Source organism: Pseudomonas sp. AM8, assembly GCF_036346475.1.
GTDB lineage: Bacteria > Pseudomonadota > Gammaproteobacteria > Pseudomonadales > Pseudomonadaceae > Aquipseudomonas > Aquipseudomonas marginalis.
Genome location: NZ_JAOTNX010000005.1, coordinates 82766 through 107176 on the forward strand (window position 1 = coordinate 82766; position 24411 = coordinate 107176).

Consider the following 24411-nt stretch of genomic DNA (forward strand, 5'->3'; position numbering starts at 1 on the left):
ACCTTTCCTCTCCGTCAGCGGGCCCTTCGGGCTGTCGTTGATGTCGTCGTTTCTGGAGTTTTCATGCTGTTTCCCATCCTGCTGCTGTCGGCCGCCGGTTTTACCGTGCTGACCACAGAATTCGTTATCGTCGGCCTGTTGCCGTCCATCGCCCGGGACCTCAACGTCAGCGTGTCCCAGGCCGGCCTGCTGGTGACCTTGTTTGCCTTTACCGTGGCGGCCTTTGGTCCGTTTCTGACCGCGTACTGCGCCCGTTTCCCCCGCAAGCGTCTGTTTATCAGCATCCTGCTCCTGTTCGGCGTGGCCAATACCGTGGCCGCATTGGCGCCGAATATCTGGGTGATGGCGTTGGCGCGCTTGATCCCGGCCCTGGGCCTGCCGGTGTTCTGGGCCCTGGCCAGTGAAACGGCGGTGGATATTGTCGGCCCCGAATACGCCGGGCGCGCCATCGAAAAAATCGGCTTCGGCATCGTCTGCGCCACGGTGTTCGGTATCCCGGTGGGCACGTTGATTTCCGATATGTTCGGCTGGCGCGCCGCGTTTGCGATCCTCGCAGTGGTCGCGCTGGCCAAGGCCTTGCTGCTGTTTATCTACCTGCCGGTGACCCAGCCGAAGAACGACCAGGTGTCGTTGCGCTCGCAGTTCAAGATCCTGCGCAACCCGCTGATGCAAGGCCATATCCTGTTGTCGGTCCTGGTGTTCAGCGGCATGTTCACGGCGTACACCTACCTGGCGGACATCCTTGAGCGCCTGGCCGGTTTCGACGGCACTCTGGTGGGCTGGTGCCTGATGGGCTTTGGCGCAGTGGGGCTGATCGGCAACTCCCTGGGCGGGCGTGCGGTGGACCGTCACCCGCTGATCGCCTCGATGGTGTTCTGCGGTTTCATGATCGCCGGCATGGTCGCGCTGGTGCCGGCGATTCACTCCACGGTCGGCCTGGCGGCGGCGATGGCGGTGTGGGGCGTGACCCAGGCGGCGATGTTCCTGGTCAGCCATGTGCGGTTGATGAAGGCCGCACCCCATGCGCCGGCGTTTGCGGCGTCGTTGAATATCGCCGGGGCCAACCTGGGCATTGGCCTGGGGGCCATGGTCGGCGGGCATGTGATCGACACCCTCGGCCTCGGCAGCCTGGGTTTTGCCGCTTCCGGGTTTATCCTGGTGTCGATCCTGCTGGCGCTGTGGCTGATGACCGCCAGGCCAGCGGCCGCGTCCAACGCCTGAACGCTCAGGGCAGGGCGGTAAACAACTCTCGCCGTGCACCTTCGGTTATCGCCACGATGCCGGGGTGCTTGACCTTGCGTTCCACCGAGATCGCGTAGAACGATTCGGTGACGGCATCGGTCTGGCCAATCAACGCCACCCCGTACTGGCGCACCACCTCATCGGCGATCACGCTGGGCGCGATAAAGATCCCGCTGCCGGATTGGCCAAAGGCCTGCATCAAGGCGCTGTCATCGAACTCGCCGATGATCCTGGGCAGGATCTGCTGCTCGGCAAACCAGCGCTGCAAACGGCTGCGTACTACGGTTTCCGCGCCGGGAATCAACAGGGGCGCGCCGTGCAGGCACTGTGGGAAGTCACCGGCGTACCTGTCAGCCAATGCCTGGGTGGCGAAAAAACTGATGCCACATTCCCCCAGTTTCTGGCTGTAGCCCTTGATATCCAGGTGCGAGGGCATGGGGCTGTCGGAGATCACCAGGTCCAGGCGCTGGATCGCCAGGTCGGCCAATAAACGCTCGAGTTTGTCTTCACGGCAGGTAATGCGCAGGGGCTCGCTCAATTCCATGGTCGGCGCGATCAGTCGGTACACGATGGACTTGGGCACCACATCCGCCACCCCGACCCGAAACAGGATCTGTTGCTCATCGGGCTGCGCGCGCAGCATCGCCTCCAGTTCATTGCCGGTCTGGAACATCTGTTCGGCATAGGGCAGGGCCTGGCGCCCGGCTTCGGTGAGTTCAAGCTGGCGGCCTACCCGCTGAAACAGCGCAATCCCGTAGGTTTGCTCCAGCAGGCTGATCTGCCCGCTGATGGTCTGGGGCGTGAGGTTCAGTTGCTCGCAGGCGCGCACGATGCTGCCGGTCTTGGCCACTACCCAGAAGTAATGCAACTGTCGGTAATTGAGCATGATGATCGTCGCTTCGTAAAAACCGAAGTATACGCGATGAAAATACGAATTTTCCTGAACTGTTTGCCTGCATAGAATGCCTCGCTATCGCGGGGCCACTATTTGGACCCAATGGTTCTAACGAGGAAGACATGATGAAACTCAATTTCCTGAGCGCGGCATCGTTGCTTGCGCTTTCATTGGTGATGATCAGCGGTTGCGATCAGGTCGAAAAAAGCGCGCAACAGGTCATGGGCAAAGCCACCGAGTCGGCCAAGCAAGCCATCGATGACACCCAGAAAGCTGCCGAGCAGGCGTTGAGTGAAGCGACAAATGGCCTGATCAATCCACAAAAAAAGGACGATCAGGAAGAAAACGAGTCTGAATCGAACACCAAAGAAACCTAATCTCCCCAGCACAACGTCAGGACTGACCTATGGATTACCTTTTACAACTGGCCGCCAGCCCTACCGCCTGGATTGCCCTGGCCACCTTGATCGTGATGGAAATCGTGCTGGGCATCGATAACCTGATCTTTATCTCGATACTCACCAACAAATTGCCGGAGAAACATCGGGCCAAGGCGCGACGCATCGGTATCAGCATGGCGCTGGTGTTGCGCCTGGGCCTGTTGAGCACCATTGCGTTTATCGTGCAATTGACTACGCCGGTGTTCGAAGTGCTCGGCCAGGCGTTCTCATGGAAGGACATGATCCTGATCGCCGGTGGCCTGTTCCTGGTCTGGAAGGCCACCACCGAGATCCATCACAGCATGGACCCTGAGCCCGAAGAGAAGACCAGCACCGGCAATGTCGTGGCCATCGGCTTTGCCGCAGCCATCGGGCAGATCCTGTTGCTTGACCTGGTGTTCTCCATCGACAGCATCATTACCGCCGTGGGCATGACCGAGCACTTGCCGATCATGATCATCGCCGTGGTGACCTCGGTGATCGTGATGCTGGTGGCGGCCGAGCCGTTGGCCAAGTTCATCAACGACAACCCGACCGTGGTGATGCTGGCCCTGGGCTTCCTGATCATGATCGGCATGACGCTGATCGCCGAAGGCTTCGGCGCCCATGTGCCTAAAGGCTACGTCTACGCGGCCATGGCCTTCTCGGCGGCCATCGAGTGCCTGAACATCGCTCGGCGCAACCGTCACAAGCGTCTGCTCGCTGCCCGGCAGTAACGCTGCAACCCCAAAGGCCGGCGGTGCTCACAAGAGCCCAGCCGGCCTTTTGCTGTCTGTTAGAATCCGCCCACTTGATAGCTTGAGGTCCACCATGAACGAGCCGATTCGCCTTACCCAGTACAGCCACGGCGCGGGTTGTGGCTGCAAGATTTCGCCCCAGGTGCTGGAAGTGATCCTGGCTGGCAGCGGCGCGCAGAACCTTGACCCCAACCTGTGGGTGGGCAACACCTCCCGCGACGACGCGGCGGTGTACGCCATCGACGATGAGCGTGGCGTGGTCTCCACCACTGACTTTTTCATGCCGATTGTCGATGATCCCTTCGATTTCGGCCGCATCGCCGCCACCAATGCCATCAGTGACATCTACGCCATGGGCGGCGACCCGTTGATGGCCATCGCCATTCTTGGCTGGCCGGTGAACGTGCTGGCGCCGGAGATCGCCCGTGAAGTGATCCGGGGTGGCCGCTCGGTGTGCGACGAAGCCGGCATCCCGTTGGCGGGTGGGCACTCCATTGACGCGCCCGAGCCGATCTTCGGCCTGGCTGTCACCGGCATCGTGCAAAAGCGCCATATGAAGCGCAACGACACCGCCACCGTGGGCTGCCGTCTGTACCTGACCAAACCGTTGGGCATCGGCATCCTCACCACCGCCGAAAAGAAGGGCAAGTTGCGTGAGGCGGATATCGGCCTGGCCCGCGACTGGATGTGTACCCTCAACAAACCCGGCAGCCGTTTCGGCAAGCTGGCCGGTGTGACGGCAATGACGGATGTCACCGGTTTCGGTCTGTTGGGCCATTTGGTGGAGATGGCGGACGGCAGCGCCGTGACCGCACGCATCGAATACGACAAAGTCCCACGTCTGCCCGGGATCGAGGACTACCTGGACCAGGGCTGCATGCCAGGTGGCACTTTGCGCAACTTCGACAGCTACGCAAGCAAGGTCGGGCGTCTGCAGGAATTGCACAAACGCGTGCTGTGCGACCCGCAGACCAGCGGCGGCCTGCTGATCGCGGTCACCCCTGAAGGCGACGCCGAGTTCCGCGCGACGGCGGCTGAATTGGGCTTGAGCCTTGAGCCGATCGGCCAATTGGTTGAGCGACAGACCCACGCGGTAGAGGTGGTTTGATGGCAACTGACATCACCGATTACCGCGACATTTTCCTCAACGACCGGCCGATGATGGACACCCGTGCACCGGTCGAATTCGCCAAGGGCGCGTTCCCCGGCGTGATCAACCTGCCGTTGATGACCGATGACGAGCGTCAACGCGTCGGCACCTGCTACAAGCAGCAGGGCCAGCAAGCCGCGATTGTGCTGGGGCATGAGCTGGTGTCGGGGGCGATCAAGGCTGAACGCATCGAACAATGGGCACGGTTTGCCCAGGCCAATCCTGACGGTTTCTTGTATTGCTTCCGTGGCGGGCTGCGCTCGCAGATCGTGCAGCAATGGTTGAAGACCGAAGCCGGCATCGAGTACCCCCGGGTCGGCGGTGGCTACAAGGCCATGCGGACCTTCCTGCTGGATACCCTTGACCAGGCGGCCGCCCACTGTGATTTCGTGTTGCTGGGCGGTATGACCGGCACCGGCAAGACCGAGGTGCTGGGCCAGTTGCGCAACGCCCTGGACCTGGAGGGCCATGCCAACCACCGCGGTTCCAGCTTCGGCAAACGCGCCACGGCGCAACCCTCCACTATTGACTTCGAAAACCGCCTGGCGGTGGACCTGCTGAAAAAACGCGCGGGCGGTATCGAGCAGTTCGTGGTCGAGGATGAAAGCCGCATGATCGGCAGCTGCGCGCTGCCGTTGCCGTTGCACAAGGGCATGCAGACCTTTCCGATGGTGTGGCTGGAAGACAGCGTCGAAGGCCGTGTCGAGCGCATCCTGCGCGATTACGTGATTGACCTTTGCGCAGAATTCATCGCGGTATTTGGTGAGCAGGGGCAGGCGTTGTTTGCCGAACGCCTGACCCAGGGCCTGGCCAATATCCACAAGCGCCTGGGCGGCGAGCGTTTCCAGCGGTTGCAGGCGATCATGCAGGATGCTCTGGCGGAACAGCTGCGCAGCGGCGCCGTGGACCTGCATCGCGCCTGGATTGAAGGGCTGTTGCGCGAGTATTACGACCCGATGTACGCCTTCCAGCGTGAAAGCAAAGGCGCACGCATCGAGTTTGCGGGAGAGCAGGGCGCAGTCACGGCCTATCTGCGCGAGCGCGCCCTCAGAGGATAAGCACGCCGATCAACCCGCACACCACGCCCACCAGCATGGTCAACCCGGCCACCGTCACCAGCACCCGCGCATCGAAATCCTTGCGCAGCATCAACAGCGACGGCAGGCTCACGCTGGGCAGGGTCATCAGCAAGGCCACGGCCGGGCCGGTGCCCATGCCCAGGGTCATCATGGTTTGTACGATGGGGATCTCTGCCGCTGTAGGAATCACAAACAGCGTGCCGACAATCGCCAGGGGCACCAGCCACACCAGGCTGTTGGCCATGGCGCCGTCCACGTGGGGGAACAGCCACACCCGTGCGGCACCGAGCACCAGCACCGCCAGGATATAGATCGGTATGGTGCTCCAGAACAGCTGCCACAGGGTACGCAGCCAGCGACTGAAGAAGGGTTGCGCTTCGACCTGGCTGGCCTCGGCCACCGCGTCCAAGGCAACTTCCGGCACCTGGTCCGGCCGTGCGATGCGTTGTGCCACCAGTGACACACCCACCACCAGCACAATGCCCGCCACCAGCCTCAACGCGGTAAAGCCCCAGCCCAGTACAAAACCCATGAACACCAGCGTCGCCGGATTCAGCACCGGGTTGGCAATCCAGAAGGCCAATGCCGCGCCCACCGACACCTGCTGGCGGCGCATACCGGCCGCGACGGGCGCCGCGCAGCAACTGCACATCATCCCCGGCAAGGCGAACAGCCCGCCGCGCAAGGTCGAGCCGAGGCCGGCACGGCCAAACAGGCGCAGCAACCAGTCGCGGGGGATCAGCACTTGCAGCAGCGAGCCGAGGATCACCGCCAGTACGGCAGCCTTCCAGATCGCCAGGAAATACACCTGGGCGTAGGCCAGCGCTGCCGCCAATGGCGAGCTTTGTTGATCGTTGAGGATCGAGGCGCCGATGCTGTGGTTGTCAGCGGCGACAAACGCCTTGAAGTAGTAGGGCGACCACTTCACGTAGTAGAGGCCGACGCAGGCCACCAATAGGAAGAGGGCAGGTTTCCACCAGAACGACCAGCCCCGGACGGGCTGGGTGGGGGCGAGGTTGGGCATGGGGGAGGGTCCGCAAATGAGTCAATAGCGGTGCATCATACGCCCTCAGCTATCGGCACTCACCTGTGTTGGCTGCGGGCAGGTTTCTTCACCGTCGTTCAGGCCCTGCTTGTAGTTGCGGCTGAGCAACGAGGCTTTGCCGTTGTGCCAGGTCAGCGTCAGTACGTACAGCGTGTCGTAGTCGCTGCCGGACCAGTCGTCGGTAATCGTGTGTTTTTCGCCGGAGGCCTCACTGGCCACCTTGTTGATCAGCTCCGGCAGGTAGCCGTGGGACCACGCGGTGTAGATGGTGGCATTGTGGTATTTGTCTTCAACCAGCTCGTCGGCCAGGTCGCTGGTGTCGTTGGCCGAGAACTTGATGTTCACCGGCAGGCCCAACTTGATGGCGCTGGGGCTGATGGTCATCAACGGGCGAATATAGCTGTAGGAATTGTCCAGCTCACCTTCCTCGACATTGCGCGTCGGGTTGGCGGCAAACACGAAGTTGGCCTTGCCGAATTTTTCCGGCAGCAGGGTGGCCAGGTTCATTGCTCGGTTCAACCCTTGGCAATTGAGTTGGCCCAGGCCGCCGGCCGGTTTCTCGGCGTGGCGCAGGAACACCAGGGTTTGCACGCCGTCCACCGGTTGGGCGCGGCTTTCCCGGGCGTCGAGGGCGGCAACCATGGCGCCGCTCACCAGCAAAAGGGGCAACATGATGTAGGCGTAGTGTTTCAGTCGTTGCACAAGGCGCAGAGGCTTGATCGTCATTATGGGTTCGAGTCTTCGTGCGTCACGTTAAGGCGGACAAGCCTGGCCCCAATGACGCCTGGGGCGTCCTGCGGGTATTCCGTGTCGGTACAGCGAGGTGCCTCCATTCACCGTTTGAGCGCACTTAAGAGTGCACGCGGGCGTATTGGTTCGCCCACGGGGGATAATAGCCCGCTGATGTTGCGCATTGATGACCCATGCAGGACGTGGGACAGATGATTATCATGGGGGCTTTCCGCCAGGGAGTTTCCCGATGAACCCGATCGCCGCGTTCCCGATCAACAGCAAATGGCCCGCCCGGCATCCGGAGCGCCTGCAACTGTACTCGTTGCCCACGCCCAACGGGGTAAAAGTCTCGATCATGCTCGAAGAGCTGGGCCTGCCTTATGAGGCGCACAAGGTCAGTTTCGAGACCCAGGACCAGTTTTCCCCCGAGTTCCTGTCCCTGAACCCCAACAACAAAATCCCCGCGATCATCGACCCCGACGGCCCGGCGGGGCAGCCGTTGGCGCTGTTCGAGTCAGGCGCAATCCTGATCTACCTGGCGGAAAAATCCAGCCAGTTGCTTTCCGAAGATCCGGCGACACGTTATGAAACGATTCAATGGCTGATGTTCCAGAAGGGGGGCATCGGTCCGATGTTTGGCCAACTGGGCTTCTTCAATAAGTTCGCCGGCAAGGACTACGAAGACAAGCGCCCCCGCGACCGTTACGCCGCGGAATCCCGTCGCCTGCTGGACGTGCTGGAAAAGCGCCTGCTCGGCCGCACCTGGATCATGGGCGACGACTACAGCATCGCCGACATCGCCACCTTCCCCTGGATTCGCAACCTGATCGGTTTCTATGAATCGGGCGATCTGGTGGGCATTGCCGACTTCCCTAACGTACTGCGCGCGCTGGACGGCTTTGTCGCCCGGCCGGCGGTCATCCGTGGCCTGAATATTCCGAGCTGAAGCATGCCGACTTTCGATTTCAAACAACTGGATGTATTCAGCAGCGTGTCGCTCAAGGGCAATCCGCTGGCCGTCGTGCTAGGTGCTGACAGCCTCAGCGACCAACAGATGGCTGACTTCGCCAAATGGACAAACCTCAGTGAAACCACGTTTTTGCTGACACCGCGCGATGCTCGGGCGGACTACCGGGTGAGGATCTTTACCACCTTGCAGGAGCTGCCGTTCGCCGGGCACCCGACGCTGGGCAGTTGCCATGCGTGGCTCAAGGCGGGTGGGGTACCCCAAGGCGAGGAGATTATCCAGGAGTGTGGAATCGGCCTGGTGCGTATTCGGCGTCAAGGCGATGAACTGGCGTTTATTGCACCGCCGTTGATGCGCTCCGGCCCTGTGGACTCCGCGCTGCTGGAGCGCGTTCGCCTGGGATTGGGCCTGGCGCCGGGGGCCATTGTGCGCAGCCAGTGGGTCGACAATGGCGCGGGGTGGCTCGCGGTGATGCTGGCTGACCGTGATCAGGTCCTGGCCTTGCAGCCGGACTATTCGCAGCTGCTTGGGCTGGCCGTCGGGGTGATTGCTCCTTGCAACCCGGCTGACGACGTGGACGCGCAGTTTGAGGTGCGTGCCTTTGTCGCAGGCGACGGGGCCCAGGAAGACCCTGCCACCGGCAGCCTGAATGCGGGCGTCGCACAATGGCTGCTCAGCGAAGGACTCGCACCTGAGTGCTACGTGGTCAGCCAGGGCACGGCCATGGGGCGTGCGGGGCGTATTCGCGTCGAGCGCCAGGGTGATGAAATCTGGGTCGGCGGCGCCGTTACGGTGTGTATCGAAGGTCGTCTACAGCTCTAGATCAATACATTATTACGGCCCCCGCAATACACTGTTGGCCCCTGGGCATTTGTGCTGCCGGGGCCTTGGGGCATAAGCTTTCGCCCCAAAGATTTCCCGCCACTTTTTCAGGACAGCCATGACCAGCCAGTTCCCCCAAGCCCGTCCACGCCGCCTGCGCCGCTCCCCGGAGCTGCGTGGCTTGTTCCAGGAAACCGAGTTCACCCTCAACGACCTGGTGCTGCCGATTTTCGTCGAAGAAGAAATCGACGACTTCGTGCCGATCACCAGCATGCCCGGCGTGCAACGCATCCCGGAAAAGAAGCTGGCTGCCGAGATCGAGCGCTATGCCCGTGCCGGTATCAAGTCGGTGATGACCTTCGGCGTGTCCCACCACCTGGACGCCAACGGCAGCGACACCTGGAAGGAACGCGGCCTGGTCTCGCGGATGTCCTCGATCATCAAGGACGCGGTGCCGGACATGATCGTAATGTCCGACACCTGCTTCTGCGAATACACCGACCACGGCCACTGCGGCGTGATGCACGGTGCCCATGTCGACAACGACGCGACCCTGGTCAACCTCGGCAAGCAAGCCGTTGCCGCCGCCCGCGCCGGGGCCGACGTGATCGCCCCCTCGGCCGCCATGGACGGCCAGGTCCAGGCCATCCGCCGTGCGCTGGATGAAGCCGGCTTCACCCATATCCCGATCATGGCCTACTCCACCAAATTCGCCTCGGCCCTCTACGGCCCATTCCGCGAAGCCGGCGGCAGTGCGCTCAAGGGCGACCGCAAAAGCTACCAGATGAACCCGATGAACCGCCGCGAAGCCGTGCGCGAATCGCTGCTGGACGAACAGGAAGGCGCGGACGCACTGATGGTCAAGCCGGCCGGTGCCTACCTCGACATCATCCGCGACATCCGCGAAGCCTCGCGCCTGCCGGTGGCGGCGTACCAGGTCAGCGGCGAATACGCGATGATCAAATTCGGCGCCCAGGCGGGAGCGATCGATGAGGATCGGGTCGTGCGTGAGACCTTGGGGTCGATCAAGCGTGCGGGTGCGGATTTGATCTTTACCTACTTCGCGATGGACTTGGCGTTGGCTGGGATCTAAGGGCAACGTAACCCACCCCTGGTGAGCGAACACTTGTGGTGAGCGAGCTTGCTCGCGTTGGGCTGCGTAGCAGCCCCATGCCCACGATCTACCTTAAATACTTCATCTGCCTGACTAACTACATTCTGTGAAGTTTGAATTGTTTGATTGGATGAAGGGGAGGTAATCGCTGGTCTGAATTTTATATATTTTTCCTGGATTTTGAATAGAAGGCTGCGGAGGATTGAAAGTTTAGGTTGATGTTTCGTTTCAGTAGTCCGTGCAGGCGGTGATTGGGTTTCCGTCTGTATCTAGTATTGTTGTTGATTTTCTTTATGTTGCATATTCAAAAATGTGTATTTTTTATAGCTCTCTCCGATTGATTTCCGCTGGTTGAGCATTTTTTTATATGTAATTTACGGCTGTGAGTAAGTGAGCTTATGCTCAAACATTTGTTGGGTGAAGAAGAATGTCATTTGTTATCACTTCAACAAAGCTGGGCTTGCCGGTGATTGGCTTGTCAATTTCAATCAAAATTACTGAATCGCCGATTTTTAGTATTGAGCAACTTTGGTCTGCATCTTGGATAAGCTCGCCGATAATTTTATGAGCACCATTCGCAGAAGCGATCTGTGGTGTTTTTACAGATGAGGACATGATGTTTTGTCCCCATGAAAATATTTCATCAAGTTCTAACTCTACATCCAGAATTTCACCAGTTTTTAACTTGGTTCCGCTCCATAAAGCTGTGGCATTTCCAAAAGGTGAGTTGAATTTTACTCTCACAGTGCCTTTGTCAGAAAAAATATCAGTTATTTGTATCTTCATTTCACTTCTTCGTCAGGGGAACGCGTACAACAGTATTGTCAACGTTCATGGTGTTGGTTTTTATCTCGAACGTCCATGTCTCCTCATGATAGTGATGCTTGCTTGGCTTGCTATTCATTTCATGGGCCCCGTAACGAATACTTCTTTTTGCGTCGCTGGAAACAATTCTGTCGCGGTCGGGCTTCCCAGTTCGTGGGTTGGTGTTTGTGTGAGGGCCAGGTCCTAGAAATTCATCCCATTTCTGAATGGTTTCTTCCGGCTTTACAGGTTTATTGGCAAAGGTCTCCTTATGGTAGCCCAGTGTAGGTGGAGAGTTGGAGCTTGTGGGACTGAGTGGGCTGCCTTCATTAACCTGTGCTTTTCCCGCTGGAACTTCAGCACTGGGGTTCGGCTTGCATTTATCCCCGCCTGGACAGGTACTCAGACCTAACGGATCCACCCACCCCATAGGGTTCGGCACGTACTGGTACGCGTTGATCCCACCCGCCAACTTCACCGGATCCGGCGTCAGGTAACACCCAATATCCGGATTGTAGTAGCGATGGCGGTTGTAGTGCAGCCCGCTTTCCTGATCAAAGTACTGCCCCTGGAAACGCAGCGGGTTGTCGATTGTGCCTTTGTCGAGTCGGCTGATCTGGCCGTAGGCGCGGTAGTGGGCGGACCAGACGATTTCGCCCTCTGGGTCTGTCAGTTCCTGGGGCGTGCCGAGGTGATCGAGTTGGTAGTGGAAGGCTTTGGTGTCTTGCGGTCCAAAGCCTTCCAACAGAACTAGAGGGCGGAAACTGTCCGGTTCATAGAGATAACTGCGATGACGATCCGCATGGTGCTCGGCAATCAGCCTGTCGCCTTGCCAGAAAAACTCCGTGGTGATGCCGTCCACGGTTTTGCTGATGCGCCGCCCAAACGGGTCGTAGCGGTAGCTGGCGGTTTGGCCGTTGGGTTGGGTGATGCCTATCAGCCGATGCTGGCAGTCGTAACGGTATTCGGTAACGAGTTGATGGCCTTTGCCACGCCGCTCGCGGATGAGGTTGCCGAAGGCGTCATAGTCGTAGTGGCGGTCGCCCTGGATCATCAGGCGGTTGCCGGCAATGATGTCGGGGCCGGGGCGGTCTTGCATCAGCAGGTTGCCGGCGCGGGTGTGGCCGAAGCGTTCCTGCAGGTCTTGGGAGTGGTCGGCGCGGGTGAGGCGGCCTAGTGGGTCGTAGTGGTAGTGGTGTTCGCCTTTGCGCGTGTCGAGCAGGCGGGTGAGGTTGCCGGTTTTGTCATAGTCGTATTGGCGTTGGTAGAGGTGGTCCTGTTGCTGGGTGATCGCGTGGGCGTGCAGGCGGTGCTGGTCGTCGTGGTGGTAGTGGCTGAGGAGTTGGCCTTGTTGGCGCTGGTGTTCCTGGCCGGCTTTGAACAGATGAGACGTCAGCAGCGCGCCGTTTAATTCGATGGTGGCGAGGTGGCCGCCTTTCGCATGGTTAAAAACCAGTCGGTTGTTATCGGGTAGGCGCAGGTGTTGAAGCTGGCCGCAGGCGTCGTAGCCGTAGCGCAAGGTGCCCCAGCCCTGGTGTTCGGCGGTGAGGCGGTTTTGGCGGTCGTATTCGTAGGCCAGCGCCCAGTGGCCGTCATCGACGCTGAGGAGGTTGCCCTGGCGGTCGTAGGCATATTCAACAAGGCTACCGTCGGGCAGGGTTTTTCTGACGAGGCGTCCGGCGTGGTCTCGCTCGTAACGGGTAATGAGCTGACTACCATCGTCACCGTGTTCGGTCTTTTCCTGCAGGTTGCCGTTGAGGTCGTAGACGTAGGCGGTGCGCTGCCCGTCAAAACCGATTTCCTGCTGGATCAGGCCATTGGGGTGGTAATCAAGTCGGTAGGTCTCGCTGACTTCGTTTTCGATCTCGGTCAGCAATAACCGCACGTTATCGTAGCGGTACTTGACCTGAGTGCCATCAGCGTTGATGCGGCGACTGATCAGGTGCAACCCATCGGCATATTCGTAGCGGGTGACGTGCCCCAATTCATCGCGTTCGGCGGTGATTTTGCCGTAGGGGTTGTAGCTGTATTCCCTACACGCCCCACCGGGCAGCACCACGCGAACCAAGCGACCTACGCTGTCCCACTGATACTGGGTCAGCGCGCCATGCTCATCCTCGCGCGCCACCTGACGGCCAAGATCGTCATAGCGATACCGCTTGATCCCGCCATTGGGCAACTGCTCCTCAACCAGTTGCCCCCGCTCATTCCACACCAGCCGCTGACAACTGTGGTCCGGGTACCAAACCCCAATCAGTTGCCCGTATTTGTCATAGCTGTAGTCGGTGACATGTCCGTCGGGATCGATCTTACGAATGACGTCGCCCTGGTCATTGCGCTCGTACTTCCAGACCGCCAGACCCCGCCTTACAACCCGTACGAACCCGTTGTCATGCTCGTAGGTTGTTGGCTCATCATCCCCCGGAAACAACGCCACCAAACGTCCGGCTTCGTCATACTGATACGCCGTCACCGCCCCCAGCGGATCCTGCTCAACCGTCAGCCGGCCTTTAGCGTCGTAGGATTTGAAATGCTGGGCACCGTCCGGATCAATCCGCTGCACCAGCCGTGCCCGGTCGTCATGGACATACACTTCCTGACTGCCATCGGCGTTATGCACCGTGACACGGCCGTCGTCCCCCCAGGCATACCACGTATCCATCTGGGAAAAACTGGCCCAATGCCGAACACATCGCGCAGCCTTGCCCGCCCGTTCCCATTCCCAAAAGAAACTCGCCCCACCGGCCAGTCCACGCTCAAGAATCACGTGCTGATCGTCGTAGCGATAAACCTCGCTTTCGCCGACGGCATTGGTCGCCGAGACCAGTCGGCCAGCGTCGTCGTAGGCGTAGGAAACGACGTTCTGCTCCGTCACCCATTCGTAAGGCTCATACCCCTTGGCCCGCTGAACCTGATAATCCACCGCCACGATGCGACCGGACGAGTAACGCAAAAACAGCGCACCCCCCGCACCGTTATCCAGCCGCTCAATCCGCCCCAAATAATCCCGAGAAATCCGCAGCCGGTTGTCGTACGCGTCGCTGATCGAGACCAGCACACCGTCGCGAAAGTGATAAAACCGCGACGCCTGGGACAACACCAGTTCGTCCGGCGATGCGCCCAAATAGATCGCTGCTTCGGCCAAGCTGTTGGTGATTGCAGGCCGAGCAACGGTCGGCATCGGAAACGAAGTACTGCGGTTCTCATGGTCCGTCCACACCACCGAATCGCCCGACACCGCAAGCCGATGCGCCAGCGAATGACTCCAGCCAAACCCCAACCCGCCATCCACTTCCACCGCACTGGTGCGATACAGCCGGGTCCACTCGAACGGCAAGATCCCGTCTAAAACACCATCGGTGAGGGTGAGCAATTCCTCCCCGGTAACCATCGACACCGGGCAGCCGTTGGTGACGGTCTTATCCGAAGGGGCCGCCGCATCCCCGTTCGGGTTCTTCCCTGAAACGGGCACATCATCGACAGGCTCCTGCCTGACCAACACCGTCTGCTGAGTCTTCCTGCGAACCGCCGGCACCGGGTTCGAAACCACATGCTCCCCAACCTTCAACGGCGCAACCGGTACAGTCTTGATCGCTGTCGCGGGGCCACCGAGCAGCAAAGGCTTCAGCGCTTCGGCATGCGGCTCCAACCCCGGCTTTACAAGCTGCTTGGCCAGCAACTCCAACAACTCCCGCGCGCGCTTGGATTTGATAGCGCTCAGCACTTGAGCCCCCAGCCGCGCCACCACCCCCATCGCACCCAATACACGAATCAACAGCAGATTGATCAGGACCTCGCCAGTGATCTCACCCCACAGTTCATTAATCTGCGGCGGTGGCAGCAGGCGCATCCAACTGACCATCGCTGACAGGTAGATAAACAACAGCGGCTCATCGCTGAGCACCAGCAAACCATTGGCAATCGTGTCGTTGCCGAGCTTCAGCAGTTCATCGAGTTCGGCCTGGGAGAGGTAGGCCAACAGCTTTTCGCTGTTGGGCTTGAGGTCCGCCAGCAGGTCATACAGCTGCGTAACGTTGTCCCACACATTGAAGAGGGCTTTTCCAAGGCCGCTGAAAAACGCTGCTTCCAGCATTCGGCGCCGATCGAGGGGCTTGGCTTCGGCATAGTCTTTCCACTGATCCTGGAAAGTGCCGGCCCACTCTTCACGCAGGCGCGCCTCCAACCCCGCGATCACCGACTGATAAGACCCATACAGCGCCTTGACGTGATCCTTGGAAACGTTGGGGTAGAAACTGATTCGGTACGGCTGGTTGCGATCACACTCGGTGATTTCGAGGAGGCCGCTGGGGCCGATGGTCTTGTGGATCGGCTCGCCCAACGGGCCGCCATTGGGATCGACGCGCTGCAGCATCACCGGCGTGTTGCCGATGGGCACGAAGCGCGTGCTTTGGAACATATGCACCAGCGTCAGGGTGCCATTGGCCGGGCACGTGGCGACGGTGCTGCTGGGGATGATTGAGCGATTGATCGGCGCGACCAGCGCCACCTCATCGCCGACCTTGAAGACCTGCTCGACCTCCAGCGCCGAGAAGCGCCAGAAGCTTTGCGCCCAGTCATCGAACATATTCAGGCATTCGCGAAAGTCACGGAAGACGCTTTCAACGTCGACCGTCTTCACATCCATCGGGGTCAGGGCCAGCCTGCCAATGGCCGGGTTCAAGAGGCCGCCCCTTCAACCAGGGCTTTAACGAAAACAACCATCTGCAATCCCTCGCACTGTGTATTCAGGCGAGGGACTTTGCAGCGGTTTTCAGGCTGGGGCTGTAGAGCTTATCTTGCCGTTACGTGGGAGCTTTCAGCGGCTATCGTCCCTTTTTGGCGACGTATCAAAAAGCCTTCAGCGCTGCGCGAACGCCAGGTTCAACCCTGGCTGGCGAGAAGGTGAGTTGGCGAACCCGCGTTAGACTTACTGGTCCATATCCGCAACGCCTGGCCCATCGTCCTCAAGGAAGCCTCATGTCCCCACGCTGCCTGATCCTCTGCCTCACCTCATTGGTGGTGCTGGCCGGCTGTTCCACGTCACGCGGCCCGCAGCAACCAGCGCGCAGCGAGGCCGAGGTGAAGGCCGAGATCGTGCGTTTGCTCCCGGCGAAGGTTCCAGACCGCAACGGCTGGGCCCAGGACATCTACACTGCCTTTGACACTCAAAAGATCTACCCCAGTACCGAGAATATCTGTGCCGTATTGGCGGTGACCGAGCAGGAGTCCACCTATCAGGTCGACCCGCCCGTACCCAATATGGGCAAGATCGCCCAGGATGAAATCCTGCGCCGTGCCGCCAAGGTGCATGTGCCCGCTTTTGTGGTGCGCAGCGCCCTGCAGCTGCGCTCGCCCACCGGCCAGTCCTATGCCGACCGCTTGAATGCCGCCCGCACGGAGAAGGACCTGAGTGGCATCTTCGATGACTTCATCAGCGTGGTGCCCCTGGGCAACACCCTGTTTGGCGGTTTCAATCCGGTGCACACCGCCGGTCCCATGCAGGTCAGTATCGACTTCGCCCAGAAGCAGGCGCGGGGTTATCCCTACACGGTGGATGGCACGATTCGTCGGGAAGTCTTCACCCGGCGCGGCGGCATGTACTTCGGTATCGCCCATCTGCTCGGTTACCCGGTGAGCTATGACCAGCCGCTGTACCGCTTTGCCGACTTCAATGCGGGTTGGTACGCCAGCCGTAATGCGGCGTTCCAGGCGGCTGTCAGCCGCGCGTCGGGCACTGAGTTGGCGCTGGACGGGGATTTGATTCGCTACGGCTCATTGCTGCCCGGCACCACCGAACTGGCGGTGCGCTCATTGGGCGCGAAGCTGGACATGCGCAATCCCAGCATTCGCAGCCAGCTGGAACAGGGCGAACAGTTGGATTTTGAAGACACCACCCTCTACAAGCGCGTGTTTGCCCTGGCCGACCAGGCCGCCGGCAAGCCGATGCCCCGTGCGATCCTGCCGGGCATCGAGCTCAAAAGCCCGAAGATCACCCGCAACCTGACCACGGCGTGGTTTGCCAAGCGCGTGGATGAGCGGTACCAGCGCTGCATGAAGCGCTGATCAGCTGCGGCGCCGGACAAATTTGCGCCACAGCCACACCCACAACCACACCACCGGAAACGCCAGGATCACGAACGGCAGCACATAGCTGGCGCGTTCCAGGGCGTCTGCGGTGCCGTCCACCAGGTTAGTGCCCAGGTTGCTGAACATCCGGCTGAAGCGTGACGGTTGGTTCGCGCCGTCGGCAGAGCGGAAGTTGAGGGTGACGCGGTTGGTATCCAGGCGACGTTGCTGGCCGGCGGCAACCTGGGCGAGTTCCTGCAGTTCGTTTTCAATGCCCGCCTGCTCCTTGCTCAAGGCAATCAGGTCGCTGACGCTGATGTCCTTGCGCTTGGCCAGTTCATCGAGGCGCTGTTGCTGGGCTTGCAGGCGATCCTGGCGGCGACGTATATCGGCGACCGCGTCGGCCAGGTCTTCGGCGGTGGTGATGCGCTGGCCGAGTTTGCCGCCCTCAGCGGCCAGGGTGACCATCGGTTCGACGCCGCTAGGTGCGATCCGCAGGATGATCTCGCCGCCGTTGCTGTCTTCGGTGATGCCAAGGATATTGCACGCGCCAAACCGCGCCGATTCACAGGCCTCACGGGTGGCCTGCATGCGCGGCGCGAGCAGGGCGCCGGGCAGGGCCAGGGTCAGTTCGTGCTCATAGGCCAGTTGCGCACCGGCCCGACCTTGTTCGCCATTGATCACCGTGGCGCGGGAGTGGTCCTTGGGTGAACAGCCGACCAGGGCCAGGCCGGCCAGCAGGATCAACAGGGGCGCGCGAAGCGATTGAAGGGGGCCGTCCGGATGGCGCATTGCAGTTCCTTGAGATGTGGGGGGGACATTGGCGGCGATTAAAGCGGGTCCGGCGAATTAACGCAAAGTATCGTGCAGGATTTGCAAGGCTGATGGTGATGGCTGCCGTTGGGCGTGTGGCGTACACCTCAAATTCGACCCCAAGGAAGACTCGTCATGATTGCCCACGCCGTGCCCGAAGGTTTTGTCCCGCTGCCGCGCAGCAGCCCGTTGCTGGATTTGCTTGGCCCGGCGTACTGCCGAGGTGACGGCCTGCAACTGGAAATCGGCCTGCGCGCCGACAATCGCCATGCCAATGGGCGTGGAACGGTGCACGGCGGGGTGCTGGCGACCCTGGCGGATGTCGGTATGGGCTATGCCATGGCGTTTTCCAGTGAGCCGCCGTTGCCGTTGATTACGGCGAGCATGACCGTGGATTACCTGGGGGCGGTGCAGGTGGGGGAGTGGATTACCGTGCGTTTGGAACATCACAAGCGAGGGCGGCAAATGGCGTTTGCCACGGTGAGCCTGCAGGTGGGAGAGAAGGTGGTGGCGCGGGCGAATGCGGTGTTTGCCGTGCCTCTCGCTGACAGGCAATAAAGATCTTATAGGGGAGGGACTGTGTTTGTTCAGGGAAACCGCATAAAGAAAAGGCCTGGCTTTTCGTGGAGCCGGGCCTTTTCCGTGTTGCTCGTTTATCAGCTGCGTTCGAGGGCCAGGGCTACGCCCTGGCCGCCACCGATGCACAGGGTCGCCAGGCCTTTCCTGGCATCGCGCCTGATCATTTCGTGCAGCAGGGTGACCAGCACGCGGCAGCCTGAAGCGCCGATGGGGTGGCCGATGGCGATGGCGCCGCCGTTGACGTTGACCTTGTCCGCATCCCACTCCAGCTCTTTGCCTACCGCCAGGGATTGCGCGGCAAAGGCTTCGTTGGCTTCGATCAGGTCCAGGTCGGCCAGGCTCCAACCGGCTTTGTCCAGGCAGCGGCGGGTGGCCGAGACCGGGCCGATGCCCATGATTGCCGGGTCGACACCCGCGTTGGCGTAACTGGCGATACGGGCCAATACCGGCAAGCCGAGGGCCTTGGCCTTGTCGGCACTCATCAGCAGCACCGCAGCAGCGCCGTCATTCAGGCTGGAAGCATTACCGGCGGTGACGCTGCCGTCTTTCTTGAACGCCGGCTTGAGCTTGGCCAGGGATTCGGCGGTGGTGCCGGCACGGGGCTGCTCATCGACGGCGAAGGCAATCGGGTCGCCCTTGCGCTGGGGAATCAGGATCGGCGTGATCTCATCGACAAAACGCCCGGCCTCGATGGCGGCGGTGGCTTTCTGCTGGGAGGCGGCGGCGAAAGCATCCTGGGCTTCACGGCTGATGCCGTATTTGTCCACGAGGTTCTCGGCGGTGATGCCCATGTGATAGTCGTTGAACGCATCCCAGAGGCCGTCGGTGATCATGCTGTCGATCATCTTGGCGTGGCCCATGCGCAAGCCCGTGCGCGCAGCAGGCAGTACGTAGGGTGCCAGGCTCATGTTCTCCATGCCGCCGGCGATGATGACCTCGGCGTCACCGCAACGGATGGCCTGGGCGCCCAGGTGCAGGGCTTTCAGGCCCGAGCCGCAGACCTTGTTCAGGGTCAGGCTCGGCACGGCGTGGGGCAGGCCGGCGAGGATCGAGGCCTGGCGTGCGGGGTTCTGGCCGGAACCCGCGGTGAGTACCTGGCCGAGGATGACTTCATCCACTTCGGCCGGGTCCAGGCCGGTCTGCTCCAGCAGGCGACGGATCACGGCGGCGCCCAGCTCCGGTGCCGGAATGCTTGCCAGCGAACCTTGAAAGCTGCCTACGGCGGTGCGGGTGGCAGCAACAATCACGACGTCTTGCATGGAATCTGTCCTCACTGGAAGTGCATTTCTGGAACGTGGTCCGGGACGATCAGTTTACCGGCGGTCTTGCTCACAATCTCTTCAACGCTGACGCCAGGTGCGCGTTCCTTGAGGACAAAAGCGCCATTTTCGATTTCCAGGTACGCCAGGTCCGTCAGTACACGCTTGATGCAGTTGGCACCGGTCAGCGGCAGGCTGCATTGGCTGAGCAACTTGGACTCACCGTCCTTGGAGGCGTGGGTCATGATCACGATGATGTTTTCTGCACCGGCCACCAGGTCCATGGCGCCGCCCATGCCCTTGACCAGTTTGCCGGGGATCATCCACGAGGCGATGTTGCCGTGTACGTCCACTTCAAAGGCGCCGAGCACGGTGAGGTCGACGTGGCCGCCGCGAATCATCGCGAAGGATTCGGCGGAGGAGAAGATCGAGGCGCCGATGCGCGCCGTCACGGTCTGTTTGCCGGCGTTGATCATGTCGGCATCGATGGTGTCTTCGGTAGGAAACGGGCCCATGCCGAGCAGGCCGTTTTCCGACTGCAGCATGACTTCCATGCCTTCGGGGATGTAGTTGGCCACCAGGGTCGGAATGCCGATGCCCAGGTTGACGTAGAAACCGTCCTGCATTTCGCGGGCGACGCGTTGAGCCATTTGTTCGCGGGTAAGAGCCATTTTATGAGTCCTTATTGTTCGGGCTGGGAGCGGATTATTTGCGCACGGTGCGCTGTTCGATGCGCTTCTCGAACGTGCCGCAGATGATCCGGTCGACGTAGATGCCAGGGGTGTGGATCTGCGCCGGGTCCAGCTCGCCCGGTTCGACGATTTCCTCGACTTCGACCACGGTGATCTTGCCGGCGGTGGCGGCCAGCGGGTTGAAGTTCTGGGCGGTGTGGCGATAGATGACGTTGCCGAAGTGGTCGGCTTTCCAGCCTTTGACGATGGCGAAGTCGCCGGTGATGGATTCTTCCATCAGGTACGGGCGACCGTTGAATTCGCGGGTTTCCTTGCCTTCGGCCACCGGAGTACCGACGCCGGTGGCGGTGAAGAAGGCGGGGATACCGGCGCCGCCTGCGCGCATTTTTTCCGCCAGTGTGCCTTGGGGGGTGAGGACCACTTCGATTTCGCCGCTGAGCAACTGCTTCTCGAACAGGGCGTTCTCACCGACGTAGGAAGCGATCACCTTGCTGATCTGCTTTTCTTCCAGCAGCACGCCCAGGCCAAAGCCGTCGACGCCGCAGTTATTGGAAACCACGGTGAGGTCACGGGTGCCTTTGCGCTTGATCTCATTGATGAGGTTTTCCGGAATGCCGCACAGACCGAAACCACCGGAGAGCACGGTCATGCCGTCTTCCAGGCCTGCCAGTGCTTCCTCGTAGGACGCCACGCGTTTATCGAAACCTGCCATATGCACCTCTTTTATTGTTTGTGGGCCAGCCAATGAATCGAGTGTTGCGCTGACAGATTGATTTGTTAAGTTGTTTTTTAAGGTTGATTGATTTAGAAAACAGCATAGTCAACCCGCCGCCCGGAGTAGCGTCATGACCGTTAAACAGATGCGTGCCTTTCTGGCCGTGGCCCAAAGCCTGAGTTTTGCCGCCGCCTGCGAGCGCCTGCACCTCTCTCAATCGGCGTTGAGCCTGACCATCAAGGGCTTGGAGGAAGGGCTGGGTGGGCGCTTGTTCAGCCGCAATACGCGCAACGTGGCCCTCACGCCCGAGGGCGAATCCCTGCTGCCTCTGGCCCGTCGGCTGATGGCCGATTGGGACAATGCCGAAGACGAACTGCGTCAGCTGTTCACCCTGCAACGCGGGCGGGTGACCGTGGCGGCGATGCCGTCGTTTGCCGGCAACCTGCTACCGCCGATCCTGAAGATATTCCGCGCCCGTTACCCTCAGGTGAACGTGACGGTGCATGACTTGATCAACGAGCAAGTGCTGGAGATGGTTCGCGACCGCCATGTGGAACTGGGCGTGGCGTTTGAACCCTCGGAAGGCTCGTCGCTGGCCTTTACGCCGTTGTACCTGGACCGCTTCATTGCGGTGGTGCCCGGTGATTCACTGCTGGCACAGTGTGCCGAGGTCGACTGGAAAACCTTGCTGGAGCACCCGTTCATCACGTTGCAGCGGCCTTCCACGGTGCGGGTGATGCTGGAGGAGCACCTGGGGGCCTTGAAGATGAAGCTGCCGGTGGCCTTGGAAAGCCATCAATTGGCAACCGTGGGCAAGATGGTCGCCAGCGGCCTGGGTGTCAGCGCCGTACCGGCCTTGTGTGCGCAGCAGATGCAGGAGGCGGGGGCGCATTGCATCACCTTGACCGGTCCGGTGATCGAGCGGCCGATTGGCGTGCTGACCAAGCCTGGGCATGAACTGTCGGCGGCGGCGCAGGTGTTGTTTGATATTTTTCGCGATGAGGCGGGGAAGGGCAGGTTCCCGGCGTTGTTATAAAACAGGTATTAAAAAGCCCGCTCGAATAAACCAGCGGGCTTAAATGTAAAGGTGCACTGTTATCAGCAGTATCTATCAATCACTTTAACGTGCGATTGGCCTTTGAGGTTCTGCCATTCGGTATTAAGTGTGTGGAATACTTGCTCGATAAAGTTGCGATCGGCCGCGGCCTTCTTGCCGACATAACCCTGGCCACGGCGGTACATCTTCAGGCGCGCCGCCAGTTCACGGTTATTGCGGTCGAACTCGGCTTCTTCGGTGTGGGGCGCCAGGCAGTCGATTTGCACTTCGCCCGATTTGCCAATCCACAGGATATGGTCGTCGAGTGTGTCTTTCTGCGCTGCGAACATCTCAGCCAATTCATCGATAGTTGGTTGGTTGTTCAGATTCATGTGTAAGCCCCTTGACCAGTTGGCGATCTATCAGTTGATTCCGTTAAAACTGCTTAGTTGTCTCCGGCTTGGAAAACCGGGCGTCAGTGACGGTCTGCCGAATACGGGCAGGGTCTTGAACCTGATGCATGTAGTCTTGCTGATGAACTGCTACGCAATGGTTTCATAACGAAGACAAGCCGCATTTGAGCGCCTTGTACCGATCCTTTCGGGTCGGTCAGCTTCATCAATCTGCCTTGTGGGCAGTGCACATCCGGAAAAAACAGCTCGGCGGTCAGACGAGCTTGTTCAAAACGCTTGCTACCAACGCTCCCGATCCGGGAGACGTCTAGATCATGCAAGGACAAAAAGGTTACGTCAACGGTTATGTAGTGATTATTTTTGATCACTACATAATTCGTCGTGGCTATGGGGAGATACGGCAAATGCGTGACTCGAGCGTCATTTTTTGCGCTGGACGGTCGCTATGGCTGAGGAGGGGTTGACTGCAGGCGGTCTGCCAACAAGGGCAGAAGCTGTTCGCACGAGGTTTCGATCTTTACCTGCAACAACTCATCACCCCGGGTCTTGCCCAGGTTGATGGCGATCACCGGTTTGCCCTGTTCGACCATTGCCTTGCACAGGCGAAATGCGGAGTAAGCCATCAGCGATGAACCTACCACCAGCAGCCCCTCGGCATGGGCTACCGCCGCCATCGCCCTGGCTGCCGTCGCCGGTGCGACGTTCTCGCCAAAAAACACCACGTCCGGTTTCAGTCGCTCACCCTGGCAATGGGGGCAGCGGGGGACCTGGAAGCGCTCTTCAAACGCGGGATCAAGCAGGGTGTCACCATCAGGCGCCTGTACCGCATGGACTTGCGCCAGGTACGGGTTATCGATTTCCATCTGGCGCTGGATCAGGTCGCGCGTGCTGTGCAACTGGCAATCCAGGCACAGCACCCGGTGCAGGCTGCCGTGCAATTCAATCACGTCATGGCTACCGGCCTGGTCATGCAAAGTGTCGACGTTTTGCGTGATCAGGCCGCTGATGTGTTGGCGTTGTTGCAAGGTCGCCAGTGCCCGGTGAGCGTTGTTCGGCTGGGCGATACGTACACGCGGCCACCCCAGCATCGCCCGTGCCCAATAGCGCCGCCGCGCCTGGGCGGTGGCGAGGAACTCCTGGTACATCATCGGCGCCTTGCCCCGGCGCACGCCTTCGCTGTCGCGGTAGTCGGGGATTCCCGACGACGTGCTGATTCCCGCACCGGTCAATACCAGGAAGCGCCGTCCGGCCATGGCGCGGTGCAGGGTGTCGAGGTGGTCCTGTTGATGTTCCAGGGTATCGAGCATGGGGCCCCCTATTCGCCGCGGATGTACTGCTCCAACTGCTTGATCAGGTCTGCCTGTTCGGCGATGGCTTCCTTGACCAGGTCACCGATGGAGAGCAGGCCCAGCAGTTTGCCGTCTTCGACCACCGGCAGGTGGCGCAGGTGACTGTCGGTCATGATGTTCATGCACGCTTCGACACTTTTATGGGTATCGACGGTTATCACCGGCGAGCTCATGACCTCATGGACCTTTGTAGTGACTGACGATAGGCCCTTGAGCATTATTTTGCGTGCGTAATCGCGTTCGCTGATGATCCCCACCACCGTGCCTTCCTTGACCACCGGCAAGGCGCCGACGTTTTTCTCCGACATCCGCACCAGCGCCTCAAACACAGTGTGGTCCCATTGGATGGTGTGGACGTCCTGGTTTTTCTGGTCCTTGGCTTTGAGCAATTGTGCGACGGTTTTCATGGCGGCCACTCCGGTGTTGTTGTTATCCCCTACAGAATCCTAGACGGCACTCGCC

General features: G+C 60.3%; 23 protein-coding genes. 11 read left to right on the forward strand and 12 right to left on the reverse strand.

Features of this window, described 5'->3' with window-relative positions; translation table 11 throughout:
- Positions 1 to 63: 63 nt before the first annotated feature.
- Positions 64 to 1221, forward strand: a complete 1158-nt coding sequence (locus tag V3W40_RS14085) for an MFS transporter (protein ID WP_330215186.1) — start codon at positions 64 to 66, stop codon at positions 1219 to 1221.
- Positions 1222 to 1225: 4 nt separating this feature from the next.
- On the opposite strand, the gene nhaR is transcribed toward V3W40_RS14085, so the two are convergent.
- Positions 1226 to 2128 (reverse strand): transcriptional activator NhaR, encoded by a 903-nt coding sequence (gene nhaR, locus V3W40_RS14090; protein ID WP_065926952.1) that lies wholly within the window; start codon positions 2126 to 2128, stop codon positions 1226 to 1228.
- A gap of 134 nt (positions 2129 to 2262) precedes the next feature.
- Between nhaR and V3W40_RS14095 the strand changes: the two genes are divergently transcribed.
- The 4 genes from V3W40_RS14095 (at position 2263) to mnmH (ending at position 5522) form a co-directional block, all read left to right on the forward strand.
- Positions 2263 to 2514, forward strand: coding sequence for a hypothetical protein (locus tag V3W40_RS14095; RefSeq protein ID WP_065926953.1), 252 nt, complete (start codon positions 2263 to 2265; stop codon positions 2512 to 2514).
- Positions 2515 to 2543: 29 nt separating this feature from the next.
- Complete coding sequence (locus tag V3W40_RS14100) at positions 2544 to 3293, forward strand: TerC family protein (protein WP_065926954.1); 750 nt, start codon at positions 2544 to 2546, stop codon at positions 3291 to 3293.
- A 94-nt stretch (positions 3294 to 3387) separates the two neighbouring features.
- Positions 3388 to 4422 (forward strand): selenide, water dikinase SelD, encoded by a 1035-nt coding sequence (gene selD / locus V3W40_RS14105; RefSeq protein WP_330215187.1) that lies wholly within the window; start codon positions 3388 to 3390, stop codon positions 4420 to 4422.
- Positions 4422 to 5522 carry a tRNA 2-selenouridine(34) synthase MnmH gene (gene mnmH, locus V3W40_RS14110; protein ID WP_065926956.1) on the forward strand — a complete coding sequence of 367 codons (1101 nt, stop codon included), beginning with the start codon at positions 4422 to 4424 and terminating at the stop codon, positions 5520 to 5522. The genes selD and mnmH overlap by 1 nt, the downstream gene beginning before the upstream one ends.
- Here the strand turns inward: mnmH and V3W40_RS14115 are convergent.
- Positions 5512 to 6567 carry a permease gene (locus V3W40_RS14115; RefSeq protein WP_330215188.1) on the reverse strand — a complete coding sequence of 352 codons (1056 nt, stop codon included), beginning with the start codon at positions 6565 to 6567 and terminating at the stop codon, positions 5512 to 5514. The two genes, mnmH and V3W40_RS14115, sit on opposite strands and share 11 nt — an antisense overlap.
- 45 nt (positions 6568 to 6612) lie before the next feature.
- A complete protein-coding gene (locus V3W40_RS14120; RefSeq protein ID WP_065947080.1) occupies positions 6613 to 7314 on the reverse strand; it encodes a histidine phosphatase family protein in 702 nt (233 codons plus the stop codon).
- Between the two features lie 253 nt (positions 7315 to 7567).
- Here V3W40_RS14120 and V3W40_RS14125 point away from each other — a divergent pair, with 253 nt between their 5' ends.
- The 3 genes from V3W40_RS14125 (at position 7568) to hemB (ending at position 10202) form a co-directional block, all read left to right on the forward strand.
- Entirely contained in the window at positions 7568 to 8266 is a 699-nt protein-coding gene (locus V3W40_RS14125) for a glutathione S-transferase N-terminal domain-containing protein (protein WP_330215189.1), read from the forward strand.
- 3 nt (positions 8267 to 8269) lie between these two features.
- Positions 8270 to 9109, forward strand: coding sequence for a PhzF family phenazine biosynthesis protein (locus V3W40_RS14130; RefSeq protein ID WP_074845316.1), 840 nt, complete (start codon positions 8270 to 8272; stop codon positions 9107 to 9109).
- 118 nt (positions 9110 to 9227) lie between these two features.
- Positions 9228 to 10202 (forward strand): porphobilinogen synthase, encoded by a 975-nt coding sequence (gene hemB / locus V3W40_RS14135; protein WP_065926960.1) that lies wholly within the window; start codon positions 9228 to 9230, stop codon positions 10200 to 10202.
- Between the two features lie 423 nt (positions 10203 to 10625).
- Here the strand turns inward: hemB and V3W40_RS14140 are convergent, their stop codons facing one another.
- On the reverse strand, positions 10626 to 11009 hold the full coding sequence (locus V3W40_RS14140) for a hypothetical protein (protein WP_141691296.1): 384 nt from the start codon (positions 11007 to 11009) through the stop codon (positions 10626 to 10628).
- Between the two features lies 1 nt (position 11010).
- Complete coding sequence (locus V3W40_RS14145) at positions 11011 to 15672, reverse strand: RHS repeat-associated core domain-containing protein (protein ID WP_330215302.1); 4662 nt, start codon at positions 15670 to 15672, stop codon at positions 11011 to 11013.
- A 332-nt stretch (positions 15673 to 16004) separates the two neighbouring features.
- Here V3W40_RS14145 and V3W40_RS14150 point away from each other — a divergent pair, with 332 nt between their 5' ends.
- Positions 16005 to 17090, forward strand: a complete 1086-nt coding sequence (locus V3W40_RS14150) for a DUF1615 domain-containing protein (protein WP_074845319.1) — start codon at positions 16005 to 16007, stop codon at positions 17088 to 17090.
- Here V3W40_RS14150 and V3W40_RS14155 read toward each other — a convergent pair whose 3' ends face one another.
- A complete protein-coding gene (locus V3W40_RS14155; RefSeq protein ID WP_065927818.1) occupies positions 17091 to 17885 on the reverse strand; it encodes a DUF4349 domain-containing protein in 795 nt (264 codons plus the stop codon).
- 156 nt (positions 17886 to 18041) lie between these two features.
- On the opposite strand from V3W40_RS14155, the gene V3W40_RS14160 reads away from it, so the two are divergent.
- Positions 18042 to 18464 (forward strand): PaaI family thioesterase, encoded by a 423-nt coding sequence (locus V3W40_RS14160; protein WP_065927817.1) that lies wholly within the window; start codon positions 18042 to 18044, stop codon positions 18462 to 18464.
- A gap of 98 nt (positions 18465 to 18562) precedes the next feature.
- On the opposite strand, the gene V3W40_RS14165 is transcribed toward V3W40_RS14160, so the two are convergent.
- Genes V3W40_RS14165 through V3W40_RS14175 form a run of 3 tightly spaced genes read right to left on the reverse strand, consistent with a single transcriptional unit; the run spans position 18563 to position 21148 of the window.
- Positions 18563 to 19744, reverse strand: a complete 1182-nt coding sequence (locus tag V3W40_RS14165) for an acetyl-CoA C-acetyltransferase (protein WP_065947548.1) — start codon at positions 19742 to 19744, stop codon at positions 18563 to 18565.
- Positions 19745 to 19755: 11 nt separating this feature from the next.
- Positions 19756 to 20415, reverse strand: a complete 660-nt coding sequence (locus V3W40_RS14170; RefSeq protein WP_027603173.1) for a CoA transferase subunit B — start codon at positions 20413 to 20415, stop codon at positions 19756 to 19758.
- A 34-nt stretch (positions 20416 to 20449) separates the two neighbouring features.
- On the reverse strand, positions 20450 to 21148 hold the full coding sequence (locus V3W40_RS14175) for a CoA transferase subunit A (RefSeq protein WP_032886653.1): 699 nt from the start codon (positions 21146 to 21148) through the stop codon (positions 20450 to 20452).
- Between the two features lie 133 nt (positions 21149 to 21281).
- Here V3W40_RS14175 and V3W40_RS14180 point away from each other — a divergent pair, with 133 nt between their 5' ends.
- On the forward strand, positions 21282 to 22187 hold the full coding sequence (locus V3W40_RS14180) for a LysR family transcriptional regulator (RefSeq protein WP_330215190.1): 906 nt from the start codon (positions 21282 to 21284) through the stop codon (positions 22185 to 22187).
- Between the two features lie 62 nt (positions 22188 to 22249).
- On the opposite strand, the gene V3W40_RS14185 is transcribed toward V3W40_RS14180, so the two are convergent.
- From V3W40_RS14185 to V3W40_RS14195, 3 genes are all read right to left on the reverse strand, one after another.
- Positions 22250 to 22579 carry a hypothetical protein gene (locus V3W40_RS14185; protein WP_016977362.1) on the reverse strand — a complete coding sequence of 110 codons (330 nt, stop codon included), beginning with the start codon at positions 22577 to 22579 and terminating at the stop codon, positions 22250 to 22252.
- Positions 22580 to 23043: 464 nt separating this feature from the next.
- Positions 23044 to 23907 (reverse strand): NAD-dependent protein deacetylase, encoded by an 864-nt coding sequence (locus V3W40_RS14190; RefSeq protein ID WP_330215191.1) that lies wholly within the window; start codon positions 23905 to 23907, stop codon positions 23044 to 23046.
- 8 nt (positions 23908 to 23915) lie between these two features.
- A complete protein-coding gene (locus V3W40_RS14195; RefSeq protein WP_027603177.1) occupies positions 23916 to 24356 on the reverse strand; it encodes a CBS domain-containing protein in 441 nt (146 codons plus the stop codon).
- Positions 24357 to 24411: the final 55 nt, after the last annotated feature.